The organism is Streptomyces sp. NPDC054887, assembly GCF_053610585.1.
Window position 1 is genome coordinate 37,523 of the sequence record NZ_JBSGYQ010000037.1, and the last position, 13,935, is coordinate 51,457.

A 13,935-nucleotide genomic window follows, 5' to 3' on the forward strand; every position below is an offset into this window, starting at 1 on the left:
TCGGAGAAGACCGTCACCTTGAGCGAGCAGCTCAATGCGCATGTGCGCTCTGCCGTGGCGTGCCCCGTGCCGTGCCGGGGCGGGCGTCAGGTCAGGTGTGTTCCGCGGCGCGTAGGGCCCGTGCCAGCCATTGCAGTTCGTCGCTCGCGTCGGGTGACGCGTCCTGCCCGCGTACACGGGCGACGAGTGTGCGGTAGTGCTCGGCTCCTGCCTCGATCCCGGCTTCCAGGCTGCGCAGTACGGCGCCCCGGTCGGTCTTGCCGAACAGCTGACACAGCACCTCGGCCGCTGCCGGCCCCTCGGGAGCGACCCCGTCATCTCTGAGCTGTGTGACGGCCTGCACGATGTGCCTGGCCCACCAGATGGACGCCCCGGGGGGACGGCCCTGCCCCGGTAGGGGTGTGTTGAGCTCCATCCATGTGCGCAACTGGCCGCGGAAATCAGGGTCTCGCACCAGTTCGGCCAGTTCGATCCAGGCGTCGACCTGCGAAGGTGTGGGATCGTCGGGCAGTTCGATGGTGTAGGCGCTTATACGCTCGCGCAGGCGCGGGTCGTCGAGGCCGCCGAACACCTCCTGCTTGAACTCGTCGATGATTTGCTTGCGTTCGGCGGCAGAAAGCCGCGCCAACCGGTTCATCAGTGCTGTCTCCTCAACGGTCGAACCCCGTTCGGCCACGGTGGCCAGGACGGCCCGGCTCACCTTGAGTGAGCGGATCTGCGCGTCGAGCGCGGCCACATGCACGTCGGCGACCTCGGCGACTGTGGTGCGGCCGCTCAGAACGCGGCACACGTCGTCGAGCCCGAGGCCGAGCTCCCGCAGGGTGCGGACCAGCTCGACGCGGGCCACGGACTCGGCGTCGTACAACCGGTAGCCGCCTGCGGAGCGGGCCACAGGCGGCACCGCCCCGCGGTCCGACCAGAAGCGCAAGGTGCGCACCGGAAGTCCGGTGCGATGCGCGAGCCGACCAATGGTGAGCATGTCGGAGCGTTCGTCGTCCATGAGCACGATCCTGGACCCTCCGGCGGCTGGAGACTCAAGTGCTTCAGTGCGACATCATCCCGAAGGTCCTCCAGAGCTCCGTTCGCGCTTTCTCACCACCCCGAACGCCGGCAGGATGCGCCACATCGCCTTCGATCAGCCCCGCAACCTGCTCGCATCGGAAGAGGCAGCTGCAGCAATCCTGAAGTTCCGTTCCCTGGCCGGCCGATCACTGCAACTGGAGAACAGCCGCGGGTCAGGGGGTCAGGTCCCTGCAAGCATCGTGGGCCCCCACGGGGTTCAGGCGACTCGATAGGATCACGGCATGAATGGGGATCCCGTGGCCGCGCTGCCAGAGGCTGAGTACCGGCACGTCTGGGACCGCTTCTACGAGGACTTCGACTTCCAGCCGAGCATGAGTTCGTTCAAGTGGCCGGCCATCAACGAGCCCTTGGCGTCCGTCACGTGGCGCCTCACCGCGCTCGACGACGATCCGGGCTACGAACGCCTGGACCGCATGACCGTGGTGGTCAAGCAGGGGCTGGCCTCCTGCGTCGGCCCCAGGGGAACGCTGCTCGCGCTCGACTGGCAGCACACGGCGTACCGCTTCGCACCGCAGGAGGTCGGCGGTCCTGGGCAGCCGGCTTGGCCTCTCAGCCCGTACCCCGATGGCGATTACTACATCTACCTCACGGAAGACTTCCGCCACGGCACCTTCGGGCACCCCTGGGAAGAGTCCCTCTGCCTGTTCGGTGAGGACCTCCTCAACGCCGCATCAGCGGAGCTCGACAAGGTCCTTGGCTCACCGATCCGCAGGTCCGGCAAGGCAGCGCGCCTGGCCTGAGTCCGGATGGGCTGCCGATGTCGGCGGCGAGCCGGGCACGGACGCTGCCGGTGGTTACCTGCTCGGGGAGATACGGCGGGGCGAGTACGGGGGCGAACGGCCATCTTGGCGGCGGCCTCGAACTGGCCCCCGCCGACCGCCGGCTGCCACATCAGGAACCGTGCCGTTGCCCACGGCCCCGAACGCGCCCCCCGCGTCCGCGGCATCGCCGCTTTACTCTCAGCGGCCCGGCACCCAGCATGTGCCGGGCCGGACATCCGAAGAGTCGCATGAGCACTCCAGGACAAGGTCCGAGCCCTGAGGACGCCCTCGCCCGAACGCTTCAAGAGCGGCGGCGGTTGAGTACCCCGATGAGAGTGGCAAGGCCGGCGGCGCCCGCCGGGTCATCCGCGTAGCGGGTGGTCTGGAGGGGACCGACCTCAGGCAGGACGATGTTCTCCCGGGCCAGGACGTGGACCAGGGTCAACAAGGCAGCGCGGGCATTGCCATCGGTGAAGGGGTGGAAGAACGCGACGTCGAGGTATGCGCGGGCCGCGCGGGCGGCCAGCGGGATGTCTGGGTCGGTCGCCTCGTGCAGACAGGAAGCGAAGTCGCTCTGCGTGCGTGGGGTCAGGCCGTAGCGCTCGCGGCCGGCCTTTGCATAGGCGTCGTTCGCGCGGAATGGTGCCTCGGCTTCACCGAGGACCTCGCGTTGCCAGTCGGCCAGCAGGGCGAAGTTGAGCGGGGTGCGGCGTACGGCATCGGCTCGGGCCAAGGTGTGGGCGGTGAGCAGACGCTCGGCGCGATCGGGGTCGCGCCGGCGCACCGGCCCTTCGCACCAAGTCCGGAACCCGTCGCGCGCAGGCGTAAGCCGCCGCAGGGCTGGTGCGTGTTGCCAGTCGGCTTGATCGCGCACGCGTAGCCAGACCGAAAGGCTGTCAGTAGCGGTCATGGAGGTCCTCCAGGGCCGCCCTCTCGCGGTGGTCCCGGTAGGGAGCGCGGCCGGTGAGGCCGACGGCGAGGTCCTCGCCGACGGATTCGATCAGCGTTCGTCCAGGGGTGACCCAGCTCTCGAACCGGCCGCCGATCGCGCTCTCCACTACGCGCCCGGCTTCGGCCTGGTCCAGGCCGGTGGTGGTGAGGAACCAGCCCAGCACCATCGAGGCCTGCCCGTGCCAGCCACCCTCCGCTCCCGAGTCCAGCGCGTGCGTCACGAGCCGGACGCAGGCCCGCTCCAGGTGCCAGCTGCGATCTTCGGGTGAGGCGTCCGACGGCGGCGCCAGCTCGGCGAAGCGCTGCGCCGTCCGCTCCAGCCACGCCCGCCACTCCAACAGCGCTGCTACGACGCGAGCCGCGGTTTCGTCAGGAGTCGTCACAGAGCTTGCGCCGCTGACCCAGCTGCCGATGGGCCCACCATCGCGGTAGCACCAGTTCCATCCCCAGGCCCAGTTGCCGTATCGCTCCCTGATGATCGCGCCGATCTGGCTTTCACACCAGCGTTCGCCCTGCCACCAGCCGTTCATACCCGAGAGCACGGGTGGCACCCACTCATGAACCAGCGAACACAGGCGGGCTTCCTCATCCTCGTCCCAGGCGAACGGGTGCCGCGCCGGATCGAGTTCATCCCAGTTTCGAATGCCCTCGTAGGTGATGGGGGGCACACGGTTCTCGGGAAAGGGCAGGGTGTCACGGTTGTACGTCAGCGCAGGCCACTCTTCCTGTCCGATGTGATCGACCCACCAGTCTCGGCTCCAAGACCTAAGTGCGCGAAGGGTTTTCCGGGCCGCACTCCGATGCGGCCATGCGTCCAGAAGCTTGGAGCGACCGACTCTCCTGACGACCTGACGCAGACGCCAGCCGCCTGGAACCTCACCTACGCAGTGCTCGCCGCACCCGGCCTCCGTAAGCCACCGCCCAGCGGCCCGGTCCTTTCGCGCGTCCGCGTACCTCGGCCGGGTGGGCGGCCACCCGCGCACCCGGCCTGATCACCTCAGCGGCGAGCGGTCAGCTCAGTCGGGCGTCGGCGTATACGGTCATCGCATCGCGCTGGTAGACGGCGAGGCCGTCGGCGATCTTGTCGAAGTTGGCCCGCATATGCGGGTCGTCGACATAGGTCTGGCCCACTCCCTTGTACGCGGCCGCGGTCGGGGTCCAGAACCGGCAGATGCCCTGATAGTTGGCGTCCACCTCGGCCTGTACCGCAGGGTCGGACACCGGCGTGCCGGCCACCATGAACTCCGCCATTCGGATCATCTGCGCCGTCACCTCACGCTGCCAGCGCTCCATGTCCTCGGACGTCATCCCCTCGACGGCCTGCCGGGACTGCTCCCACGCCTGCGGCCACCGCTCCCGTACCTCGGCCTCGGCCTCGGAGGGGGCCTGGAACCCTTCGAACAGGTTCTCCGGTTTGTTGATCTTTGTCATACGGTCGTTGCCCCTACCTTCTTCCAGTTCGGCGATGGTGCGGCCGACCGTACGGGCCAGCGTCTCCAGCCGGTCCCGTTCTGCGAGCAGCCGTTGGCGGTGCTCACGGAGCACGGCCACCTGGTCGAGCCGGCTGTCCAGGACCGCCTGGATCTCGCGCAGCCCCAGGCCCAGCTCCCGCATCAGCAGGATCTGCTGCAACCGCAGCAGATCAGCCTCTTCGTAGTAGCGGTGCCCGTTGCTTCCTATCCATGCGGGCGGCAGCAGGCCGATCTCGTCGTAGTGCCGCAGCGTCCGCGATGTCACCATGGACATCCGCGCCACCTCCGCGATCGACCAGGCCATTGCCGGTGCCTCCCTCGCCGGGCCGGTCTCTCCGGCCACACACATGACCGTAGAAGTTGCCGCAACGGAAAGCACAAGCCCGAAGCCCTGTTACGCACTGCGCGCCGTCCGGAGGACGCGGCGCGACGGCGACAACCAGGGGGCGTCGATCACGACCGGGAGGGAGAGACCGGCGGGGGTGAACTGGAGCCCAGTGAGGTGCAGGTATGTCTGCGAGTCGGTTACGGGAAGACCGGTGTGGGCTGCTCTGTGACGAGTCAGCCGATGCGGACGGTTGGAGCTCGGATACGGTCGTCGCGTCGTACGGGCGGCGCGTCGGCGCCCGCGTGGCTGCCGTCCGCGGAGTCCGAACCACGCGACGAGCGCCTCGACGCCCCCGTGAACAGCCCCATGGGGCAGCCGCTTGGTCGACCGGAGAGACCCCGGGGGTTACTCCAGGAAGCTGTCGATGGGCGCCGCGTTGTATTCCGCTGCGCCTGTCGTGGTGATGCCGCCGGCTGAGCCGGGCAGCCGCAGAGAGTTGACGGCGCTCACGTACAGGTCGGCTGTTCCGTCACGGTTCGCGTCGCGCAGCCGTACGAGGCCACCGAACTGGTCGTCGGCCGTCAGCGGGCCGGGAACGCCGGGGGTGTTGCGGGCAAACCACTGGGAACCGGCGCCGGACAGGCCGCTCGCCCGCCCCTTGAAGACGTGCACGCCGCCCGCGTAGTCCCGGCCGTCGATGTTCTCGCCCGGCACGCCGACCGCGAGATCCGCGTAGCCGTCGCCGTTGACGTCGCCCGCCGAGACGGATGAGCCGAACCTGTCGTAGTTTTCGGCGGAGCCGGCGACGCCACTCGTCGACTGCGTGAGGAGGGTGCTTCGGGACGGGCCGCCGGACGAGCCGTACCAGACGCTGACGCGGCCCTGCTGCTTCGAGTAGAGGGATGTGCCGATGGCGATGTCGCCGTAGCCGTCCTTGTTGAAGTCGGCGATGACGCCGTCGCCGCCGCGCTCGGAGCTGCCGCCGTTGCCGGACTGGTACTCCAGGCGCAGGCTCTTGCCCGGGGTGAGCGCGCTCGCGCCACCCTTGATGAACCAGGCGTCGGACGCGATGCTTTCGGGGCTGACCACGTCGCCGATGATCGCGAGGTCGGCCTTCTGGTCGCCGTTGACCTTGCCGGAGATCAGGGCCGAGGCGTAGAAGGACGTCGTCTTGTCGAGCTTGGTCACGCTGCCGGTGGTGCCGGAGCGCGTGAGCGGGCCGCGGTAGACGTAGGTCATGGATTCGTTGATGACGGCCAGGTCCTGCTTGCCGTCCCCGTTGAAGTCGCCGGTCGCCAGGTCCTTGCCCATGTAGTTGTGGCGGCCCGGGTTCTTGTTCGGGAGAGCCGTGCCCTTGGACAGGCCCGAGGCGGAGCCCCACAGGAGTGTCACGGCGCCCTGGAAGCTGTTCTCGCCGGTCGCCGCCACCGCGAGGTCGCCGTATCCGTCGCCGTCGAAGTCCGCGGCGGCCCGTACCTCGCCGAACATGTCGTCGGCCTCGTCGGCGCCGGGCACGCCGGGGCTCGCCTGCGTGATCCGCTGCTGTGTGGAGCCGGGCCCGGAGGCGGTCCCGAAAACCACGGTGACGCCACCGCCCCCTTGGGCGCTGAAGCTCGAGTACGCGTAGTCGCGGTGGCCGTCACCGTTGAAGTCGTCGCCGTGCTTCGCGGGCGCGGCGCTCGCTATCGCGGCGGGCAGCGTGAGGGGGACGAGGCCCGCCACCAGGAAGGCGGCGAGCGTGGCCGTTGTGCGGATGCGCATGGTGTTGGGGTTCCTTGTGAGTCGAGGGGCGGCGAGAGTGAAAGGGCGGAGGCAAGCGGGGTAAGACGGCGATCTGGTCGACGAAGCGGGGTGCATGGCCGGTGGTGCGCGGGAGCGCCGTGCCATCGGCAGTTTGGCAGTTGACCCCGGTGATGTGTGGGCTCGGCCAACAGGAGACCAGGAGTGGAGCCGAAAGGTTGTACGGGTAAAAGGTGAAGGCGAACTCGCCGCTGTTCTTGGGCAGGCGCCCGCCTTTCGGATCGTAGACGCGCGGTGGTGTTGGTCGTCGCATGACCCGGTCGGACCGGAGCCGCCCGGCAGGCACCGGCTTTGTTCCATGCGGCCGGACGCCCCCAGCACGTCATCCGGTTCTTTATGATGTGGCCTCGAGCACTGTCCTGATCAGCCTGTGCGGTAGGTGCGCCGGGTGGCGCACGGACGGGATCACAAGTGATCGACTACGACGGCGAGGCCCGAGACTACGACACATCCCGAGGCGGCGAACCGCGAGCGCAGGCGTCGGCGGATGCTTTGGAGCAGTTGCTGCCGCAAGGTCCCTGCACGCTTGTGGACATCGCGTGCGGCACGGGCATCGTGACCAGGAGACTGCTGCGGCGTGAGCGCACGGTGCTGGGTATCGACTGCTCGCCCGGGATGCTTGGGCTGGCTGCCCAGCGGGTCCCGGGAGGCGTGGTACGGGGCGATGCCATGCGGCTTCCTCTTGCATCGGACAGTGTGGACGCTGTCGTGATCGTCTGGCTGCTGCACCTCTTGTCAGCACCTGCTGCGGTGCTGGCCGAGGCGGCCAGGGTGCTGCGGCCCGGAGGGGTCCTGATCACTACCGTCGACAAGGACAACGCCTACTTTGTCCAGGACAGCGACATAGCCCAGATCACAGCACAGCTGCGACGCCGGCACGCGCCCGGTGTCCCTGATCGCGCCTCCCAGGTGCTGGACTGGGCGGCCGAGTACGGCCTGGGGCTCGTTGGCGAAGCCGTGTTTCCAGGAACTGGGCAGGGCCGCAGCCCGCGTTACTGGCGGAAGGTGATCGAGGCAGGGCGCATACCCTGGTGCACGTCTCCTGCCCCGGATCAGGTCGCTGAGGTCAGCCGACGGCTCTCTGAACTGCCGGACCAGGACGCGCCACGCCCGGACCCCTTGTATCGCCTCATCGCCCTCAAGGCGTGATACTCCGCCAGCTGGATACTCCAGCCAGGCTGTGAACGGTGTGCCGAACTTGGTCGCTTGTACGGAAGTTCGCCGGAGCCCGATGGGCCGGTCGCCGGGCAAGAGGCCAGGGTCGAAGGGCCCCGACCGGCCTTTGGGAACAGACCCACCAACGTCATCGAAGGAGCCAGCGGGATCTTCCGCATCGACCCGCAAACCGGCAACCGCAAAAGCACCCACGGCCCCCAGGCCGTACGCATCGGCACCTCCGGCCCATAGCAGGCCCGCCCCGTCGGTCAGCCTGCTGGCGACGTTCTCGAGATAGCAGAGGCTCCACTCAGCTTCGGCCTGCCGCCCAGCTCCCTCGCCGCGTACGGCCTTGCGCGTCGGCCCGGATCCGGTCGGCCGGCGTGCGGAGGGCGATGCGAAGTCCCTGTCACCGGAGCCGGAGCCGTGCCCTGGCGCATCATCGCCAGGGATGTCCCCGCACCTTTGAGGGCGGATGCCGGCACAGGTGCCCGTTGGGCGCCGCGCGTGACCGGGGCGGCCGGGACATGGACGTCGACGCGTTGGAGCGAGAGGGGGATGCGGCTGCGGCCGTTGAGGTTGCCGCTCCCGGCCTGCTTGCCAGGGCCTGGCCGGGAGCGGCACTTGGGTGCCCTCACCGAGAGGGGCCCAAGTGGCGACAATGAAGCGCCGCCCGTAACTGTGTCCCTGATCGGCTTGCCTACACGGCTTTGAGGGTCGCAACCCGCGAACACCCGCGAACCACAAGGCGGGGGAGCGGACAGCTGCCCGAGGCCGGCTTCCCCTGCTGTGTGCGCATTCCGCGGAACGCTCGCCACGGCATCGTCCTCGGCGCCGACTGCCCTCGCCCTGACGGCCGACCTCGCCTGAGCAACCGCGGCGCCCCGCGCAACCGCCGGTGCGGCGGCTGGGACGCGTACGTCGGCCGACCTCACCACTCGCGGCGGAACGTCTGCGAGTGCTCACCTGCGCAGGTGCCGACTACCGCCTGCGGTCGATCTCCTTCAAGTTGGCCGTGTAGACCTCTTCGCCGGTGCGGTCGCCGGTTCGCCGGCACTCCCGCAAGGCTTTGCGCGTCCAGGCCCTGGCCTCGTCGCGTTCGCCCGCGTGGTAGTGGTTCAGCCCCATCAGACCGCAGAGTTTGCCCATGAAACGGCGGGCGGACGCCTCGTCGGGGAGTGGGTCCAGGTCGTCGAGCAACCGCAGCAGCACGTCATTGCTTGCGGTGAACAAGGCGCGGTCGCTGAGCTGCTGCGCGTGCGTCAGGGCGTCCCGGCAGGCGCCGAGCCGGCATCCGTCGGGCGTGGCGCGCCGCAGTTCACGGGCGGTGAGCAGGGCGTCCAGGACCGCCGCGGCGCTCGCCACGTTCCGGCCGCCCGCGCGCAGTGCCAGCTCGTGCGCACGGCGGGCGTGCTCCACGGCCGCGTCGAGTTCGTCCCGCAGGGCAGCGTGCGTGGCTAGCCGGGAGTGAATGGCTGAAACCGAGGCGTCGTCGGCCGCCCCCGGGCTGAGTTCTTCGCGGAGCAGCGCGTCGGCGGCCTCGTACTCCCCGTCTTCGGCGAGGACGTCCGCCTCGTGGAGCCTCTCCAGGAAATTGCCCGGCCGGTCGGCACCCGACAGCCGTCGCAGTGCGGCGGGACGGCCCAGCCCGTCCAGCTCACGCGCGAGCCGCTGCAGCGTCAGCGGGTACGCCCGCATGGCGTTCATGTTTCGGCGGAAGTGCTCTCGAAGCTCCTCGGGCACCCGTAGCCATTCGTCACTGCGGGCGTCGAGTTCGGCGGCGTGCTCGCGGCACAGCGCGCGGAACTCGGCGTCGTTCCCGGTCCGGTCGGCCGTGCTGAGGGCACGCAGCACACGGCCCAGCTCCCCGTCGATGAAACTTCCCACGTGCGGCACCTTCACTGGACAGGAGCCCCCCACTGCAGTAGATGGCGGTACAAGTGCATGTAGAGCAGTCCTGCCGGGTGCTCGTGCCCGGTGCTCCACCCGGACAGGAGGGCGCTGTGTGGCGCGCCGGGCGCCACGTCACCGACGATCTGTTCCACGTTCTCGCCGGTCCGGTCCAGGGACACGGTGACGGCCGCCAGGCGGGCCTCGAACACCACGCGGCACAGGGCCTGGCCCACGTCGTGCGCCAGCAGCCCCGACTTGCCCACCAGCACCCACACATCGGCGCGAACCGGCCGCGCCAGCAGGCGCCCGTACGGCAGGTGCCCCACGGGGACGGGGTCCACCGCGGTCCAGCTCCCCGAGACGACCCTCACCCCCAGCGACTTCTCCAGCTCCGCCCGGTGTCGTCGCGCCCAGGACGAGATCAGTACGGCCTCCCCCTCGCACTCGGCCACGACCGCGACGTGGCAGGTCTGCGCGGGCCTCGCGGCTTCGGATCGGGGGACGCGCCAATACGGCGCCACATCGGGAGGCCCGGCGTCGGGGCGTCCGTTCTGGACGTACGCACGGAGGTTCAGGCCGTCCCACCCGTCGAGGGAGCCGATCACGCGGACGGGCCGCTCACCGTCGACCGGCTGCGTCCCCTGGTAGTCCGGCGCCGGAATCAGAACTCTCCGCTCTCCCATGTCTGGCAGCGGAACCACGCCTGTGACGAGGGCCTGCCGGCTCATGCGGCCGTTCGGCACGGCGAAGGAGAGCAGGCTGTTGTAGAGGTAAGGGAGGTCGCCCGCCTCGGCCATGGACAGTCCCAGCCGGCGCACGCACTCCTCACGTGTCTGCAGCCGGAACACTTCGGTGTCCAGCAGCCCGCGCCAGATGACGAGCTGACGGTCCTGAACGAGGCTGCGCAGCGATTCGGCGTCCGTGGAGGGGCCGGAGGGCCGTGCCGATCCGCCGGTGTGCAGTACGTCGGGGCGCCCGCCCACCGTGCTTACCAACGAGGTCGCCGCCTCCAGACTGCACCAGGCCCGGCCCAGGTAGTCGGCGACATCGTCCAGCAGCACCAGGGTGCGCCCGGCGAACTGCAGCAGGGACAGCGACTTGAGGGTCCGCTGGAACAGCGCGTCTTCCTCGGGGGAGCGTGGAGTCTGCGGCATGCAGCTGAAGTCGTACCAGAGGTGGATCCGCTCCAGCAGCGGCCGCAGTGAGGGCATGTCGTCGAGCAGGGCACGCAGGCGCCGCAGGCCCACATCGGCGGACGCCTGCGCCGCCCCCGACTCGACCGCTTCCACCCCGACCCGGTCCACCTCCCCGGCCACCGGCAGGAGTGACGTGTCGTCCAGCGTTTCCCTCAGTACTCCGACCAGCAGGCACTCGGCGAGATCCGAACCGGCCGGGCCGACCGGCATGTGCATCGCGGCGGGAGCCACCCGGCGAGGGATGCGCAGTCCGCGCCGGTGGGCGACTCGGACCGCCTCGCACAGCGAGTCGAACAGGTGCCACGCGACCAGTCGCGCCTGGGTGCCGTCCGGGTCGGGCTGATCGACACCGAGCCAGCGGTGCGAGACGAACACATGATGCCGGCCGGGGAAGACTCCGCGGGCCAGGGTGGATTCCACCTCACGCATCCGCGGGAAGCGGGCGTACGCGATGAGTTCGTGCAGCGGCAGCCAGCGCGACTCCGCCAGTTGCCGTCTGACCGACATGGTGGGCTGGGGGCGTATGTCCTGCGGCCCGGCTGCCTCTTCCAGCATGGGGTGAGGAACCGCCAGGGGAAATCTGCCGATGACCTCGCCTCCGGGTTCCGCCATGGCGTACAGCAGCCCCCGCTCGATTCCGACGCGGACCTGGCCGTCAGGAATGACGAGGTGCCGGTGGGCCAGGAAGTCGTGCTGCCCGGCGAGCCGGGCCACGTCGGGGGGCAGCCCTGCCCGCTGCCTCCGCCGCTCACTCACCGCCAGGCCCGCCAGGGTCTCCACGCCGACGTACGGAACCTGTGGGCAGGCGCACCCGTAGCGGTGTGCGATGTCGTCGTACGTCCGCACGCCCCCGCCCCGCAGCCCGCCCCGCGCGTAGCCCAGCGCCTTGGCGGCCGCTTCGCCGGCGCGCTGTACGTACAGCAGCCGGGGATGCCTGCGTAACTTCTCCGGCGGGATCGACAGCATGGCCTTCATGTCGTCGGCCGGCGGTTCACTCCCCGTCATCCAACTCACCTTCCAGCAGCGGCCGTTGTGCCCGGCCTACGATCAAAGCACGGAAGCGCTCCGTTAGGCTTGGCCGACCTGACGACTACGGGGAGATGCCGCCATGGCCGACATCGGTGAATCGCTGTGGAACGACGGCGTCGGCACGGAGGGCTACCGCGACGCGAAGGCCGCGTACCACGCCGCGATCTTCGAGCAGTACAAGTTGTGCGTGGAGATGGCCGACCGGGTCAGCGCCCGGCGCAACCTCGCCAACACCTTCTTCCTGACCCTCCACACGGCCCTGCTCGCCTTCCTCGGAGCATGGCTGACCCAGGATCCCCACCGCGAGGTGCCCGTCGTCCTCGCCCTCGCGGCCCTGCTCGTCCTGTTGGGCACGTGTGTCACCTGGTGGTTCACCGTCCGCTCCTACCACCAGTTGAACCGGGGCAAGTTCGCGGTGATCGGAGCGCTGGAGGAACGGCTGCCGGCCCGCACCTTCGTGGCCGCCGAATGGCGCGCGCTCGGCGAGGGCCGGGACTGGCGGGTCTACCTGCCGCTGAACCGGGTCGAGCGGTGGATTCCGCTGCTCTTCGCCGGGGCCTACGTTCTGGGATTCACGGCCGCCGTCGCTGCGTGAAACCCGCGGACGCTGCGCACCGCGCGATCAGCGCGCCGCCATCGCACACCGGGATAGAGTGACGGCCACCTCGCCCGGGTCGAAAGGGGATCGCCACGTGGTCACGGTCGCCGTCACCGGTCACATGGACCTGACCGCCGAGGCGGAGGGGCCGGTACGCACGGCCCTGCGCGACCTGCTGGTGGGTCTGCGCGGCGACGCGCTCGTGGGGCGTTCGTGTCTGGCCCGCGGCGCTGACAGCCTCTTCGCCGAGGAGGTCCTGGCCCTCGGGGGCCGGCTGTCGGTGATCATCCCGTCCCGCGACTACCGGGACGCGGTGGTCGAGCCGGCGGACCGCGTCACGTTCGACGCACTGCGCGACGCCGCCGACGAGGTGGTGATCATGCCGTACACGCACGCGGGACGCGCGGCCTATGAAGCGGCCAACCACCACCTGCTCCGGGGCGCTGATCGCCTGCTGGCCGTCTGGGACGGCAGCGCTCCCACCGGCCGGGGCGGCGGTACGGCGGACACCGTGGCCGCGGCCCGCTCGGCCGGTCTGACCGTCGACGTCGTATGGCCCCCCGGCGCGCGCAGGGCCGGCGCCTGACATCCCCGCGCGTCACGGTTCCGGGCCGGTGCACCCGTACACCTGGAGGTTGTGCCGGGCAGTGGACTGGCAGCGCCGTACGGGCTCACATCCCTGGGCGGGACGGTGACACCCACACGCCGGCAGTGGACAACGCGCCCTTCGATCTGGTGACGTTTCTCTCGGCGTGCTCGCGGCCCCCCGCCCCTTGGAGGGTATGAGGGTCGGCTGCCGACAGGTGTGATGGCGTTGAAGGGCGCGGTGCTCGTTCCGTGCCTGGAGGAGCGAGGGCGCGCCTGACTCCCGTACGGCGTCCCTCGAAGGGCGGGGAACCGTACGGCGGTTCCAGCCCTTCGGCGGTTCGAGAACGTCGGACGTCGGTATGTGTCTCGCCTGTGTTCAGCCGGCGTAGGTGCCCACCAGTCGCGCCAGTTGCCGGCCCGCGGCCCTCAGCGGCTCCTCACTGCGGTTGACCTGCGCTGTGACCTCGGCGCCCTCCAGTGCGCTGATGACGGTGGTGGCCACCTCGCGTGCGTCCTGGTCGGTGAACCCGCAGGCGCGGAGTTTTTCGGCGACGATGTGCTCCCAGCTGCGCAGGGCCTCGGCGCACACCTGCTGGATCTCGGAGTTGGTGCCGAGGGTCTCCAGGGCGGCGGCGGTGAGGGGGCAACCGTCCGTCCAGCCGGACTCGCGCAGGCCGACGGCGAGTTCAACGGCGCAGGCCTCGACGGCCTTGGCGGGGTCGTCCTGGCCGGCAAGGACCGTGCGCAACAGCGCCGCGAACTGTTCGTCGCCGTGCTTGATCGCGGCCACGGCGACGGCTTCCTTACCGCCGGGGAAGAAGTGGTAGACGGAGCCCAGGGTGGCATCCGCCTCCGTGGCGATCTGTTTGATGCCGGTGCCCACGTATCCCTGGCGCTGGATGAGCTGTGCAGCGACGGTGACGATCCGCTCGCGGGTGCTGGCCGTCGCGGCGACGGCGGACTTCTGAGCCATGCGGTCACTCTACCCACCTTCTAAGTAGAGCGTTCGTTCTAGGCCTGTGCTACGTTTCCCAGCAGTGCTAAATAGAGCGCTCGTTTTAGTCGCTCCATATATCTCTGG

The 13,935-nt window shown here is 69.7% G+C and carries 12 protein-coding genes; 4 read left to right on the forward strand and 8 right to left on the reverse strand.

Features of this window, described 5'->3' with window-relative positions:
• Positions 1-91 precede the first annotated feature (91 nt).
• Positions 92-1,000, reverse strand: a complete 909-nt coding sequence (locus ACWGH0_RS21350; RefSeq protein WP_453405768.1) for a helix-turn-helix domain-containing protein — start codon at positions 998-1,000, stop codon at positions 92-94.
• Between the two features lie 304 nt (positions 1,001-1,304).
• On the opposite strand from ACWGH0_RS21350, the gene ACWGH0_RS21355 reads away from it, so the two are divergent.
• The gene (locus ACWGH0_RS21355) at positions 1,305-1,823 is read left to right on the forward strand and encodes a DUF2716 domain-containing protein (protein WP_453405769.1); all 519 of its coding nucleotides are present in this window, start codon (positions 1,305-1,307) and stop codon (positions 1,821-1,823) included.
• 322 nt (positions 1,824-2,145) lie between these two features.
• Here the strand turns inward: ACWGH0_RS21355 and ACWGH0_RS21360 are convergent, their stop codons facing one another.
• The 4 genes from ACWGH0_RS21360 to ACWGH0_RS21375 form a co-directional block, all read right to left on the reverse strand.
• On the reverse strand, positions 2,146-2,754 hold the full coding sequence (locus ACWGH0_RS21360; RefSeq protein ID WP_453405770.1) for a Fic family protein: 609 nt from the start codon (positions 2,752-2,754) through the stop codon (positions 2,146-2,148).
• The gene (locus tag ACWGH0_RS21365) at positions 2,741-3,463 is read right to left on the reverse strand and encodes a hypothetical protein (RefSeq protein WP_453405771.1); all 723 of its coding nucleotides are present in this window, start codon (positions 3,461-3,463) and stop codon (positions 2,741-2,743) included. Before ACWGH0_RS21365 ends, ACWGH0_RS21360 begins: the two co-directional genes overlap by 14 nt.
• Positions 3,464-3,806: 343 nt before the next feature.
• A complete protein-coding gene (locus tag ACWGH0_RS21370; protein ID WP_453405772.1) occupies positions 3,807-4,571 on the reverse strand; it encodes a MerR family transcriptional regulator in 765 nt (254 codons plus the stop codon).
• 429 nt (positions 4,572-5,000) lie between these two features.
• Complete coding sequence (locus ACWGH0_RS21375; RefSeq protein ID WP_453405773.1) at positions 5,001-6,356, reverse strand: FG-GAP and VCBS repeat-containing protein; 1,356 nt, start codon at positions 6,354-6,356, stop codon at positions 5,001-5,003.
• A gap of 450 nt (positions 6,357-6,806) precedes the next feature.
• Here ACWGH0_RS21375 and ACWGH0_RS21380 point away from each other — a divergent pair, with 450 nt between their 5' ends.
• A complete protein-coding gene (locus ACWGH0_RS21380) occupies positions 6,807-7,544 on the forward strand; it encodes a class I SAM-dependent methyltransferase (protein ID WP_453405774.1) in 738 nt (245 codons plus the stop codon).
• Positions 7,545-8,531: 987 nt separating this feature from the next.
• On the opposite strand, the gene ACWGH0_RS21385 is transcribed toward ACWGH0_RS21380, so the two are convergent.
• Complete coding sequence (locus tag ACWGH0_RS21385; RefSeq protein ID WP_453405775.1) at positions 8,532-9,437, reverse strand: hypothetical protein; 906 nt, start codon at positions 9,435-9,437, stop codon at positions 8,532-8,534.
• 11 nt (positions 9,438-9,448) lie between these two features.
• Positions 9,449-11,644, reverse strand: a complete 2,196-nt coding sequence (locus ACWGH0_RS21390) for a hypothetical protein (RefSeq protein ID WP_453405776.1) — start codon at positions 11,642-11,644, stop codon at positions 9,449-9,451.
• A gap of 103 nt (positions 11,645-11,747) precedes the next feature.
• On the opposite strand from ACWGH0_RS21390, the gene ACWGH0_RS21395 reads away from it, so the two are divergent.
• Entirely contained in the window at positions 11,748-12,263 is a 516-nt protein-coding gene (locus ACWGH0_RS21395; RefSeq protein WP_453405777.1) for a RipA family octameric membrane protein, read from the forward strand.
• Positions 12,264-12,360: 97 nt separating this feature from the next.
• Positions 12,361-12,852, forward strand: coding sequence for a hypothetical protein (locus tag ACWGH0_RS21400; RefSeq protein ID WP_453405778.1), 492 nt, complete (start codon positions 12,361-12,363; stop codon positions 12,850-12,852).
• Between the two features lie 378 nt (positions 12,853-13,230).
• Here ACWGH0_RS21400 and ACWGH0_RS21405 read toward each other — a convergent pair whose 3' ends face one another.
• Complete coding sequence (locus ACWGH0_RS21405; RefSeq protein WP_453405779.1) at positions 13,231-13,827, reverse strand: TetR/AcrR family transcriptional regulator; 597 nt, start codon at positions 13,825-13,827, stop codon at positions 13,231-13,233.
• Between the last annotated feature and the right edge of the window lie 108 nt (positions 13,828-13,935).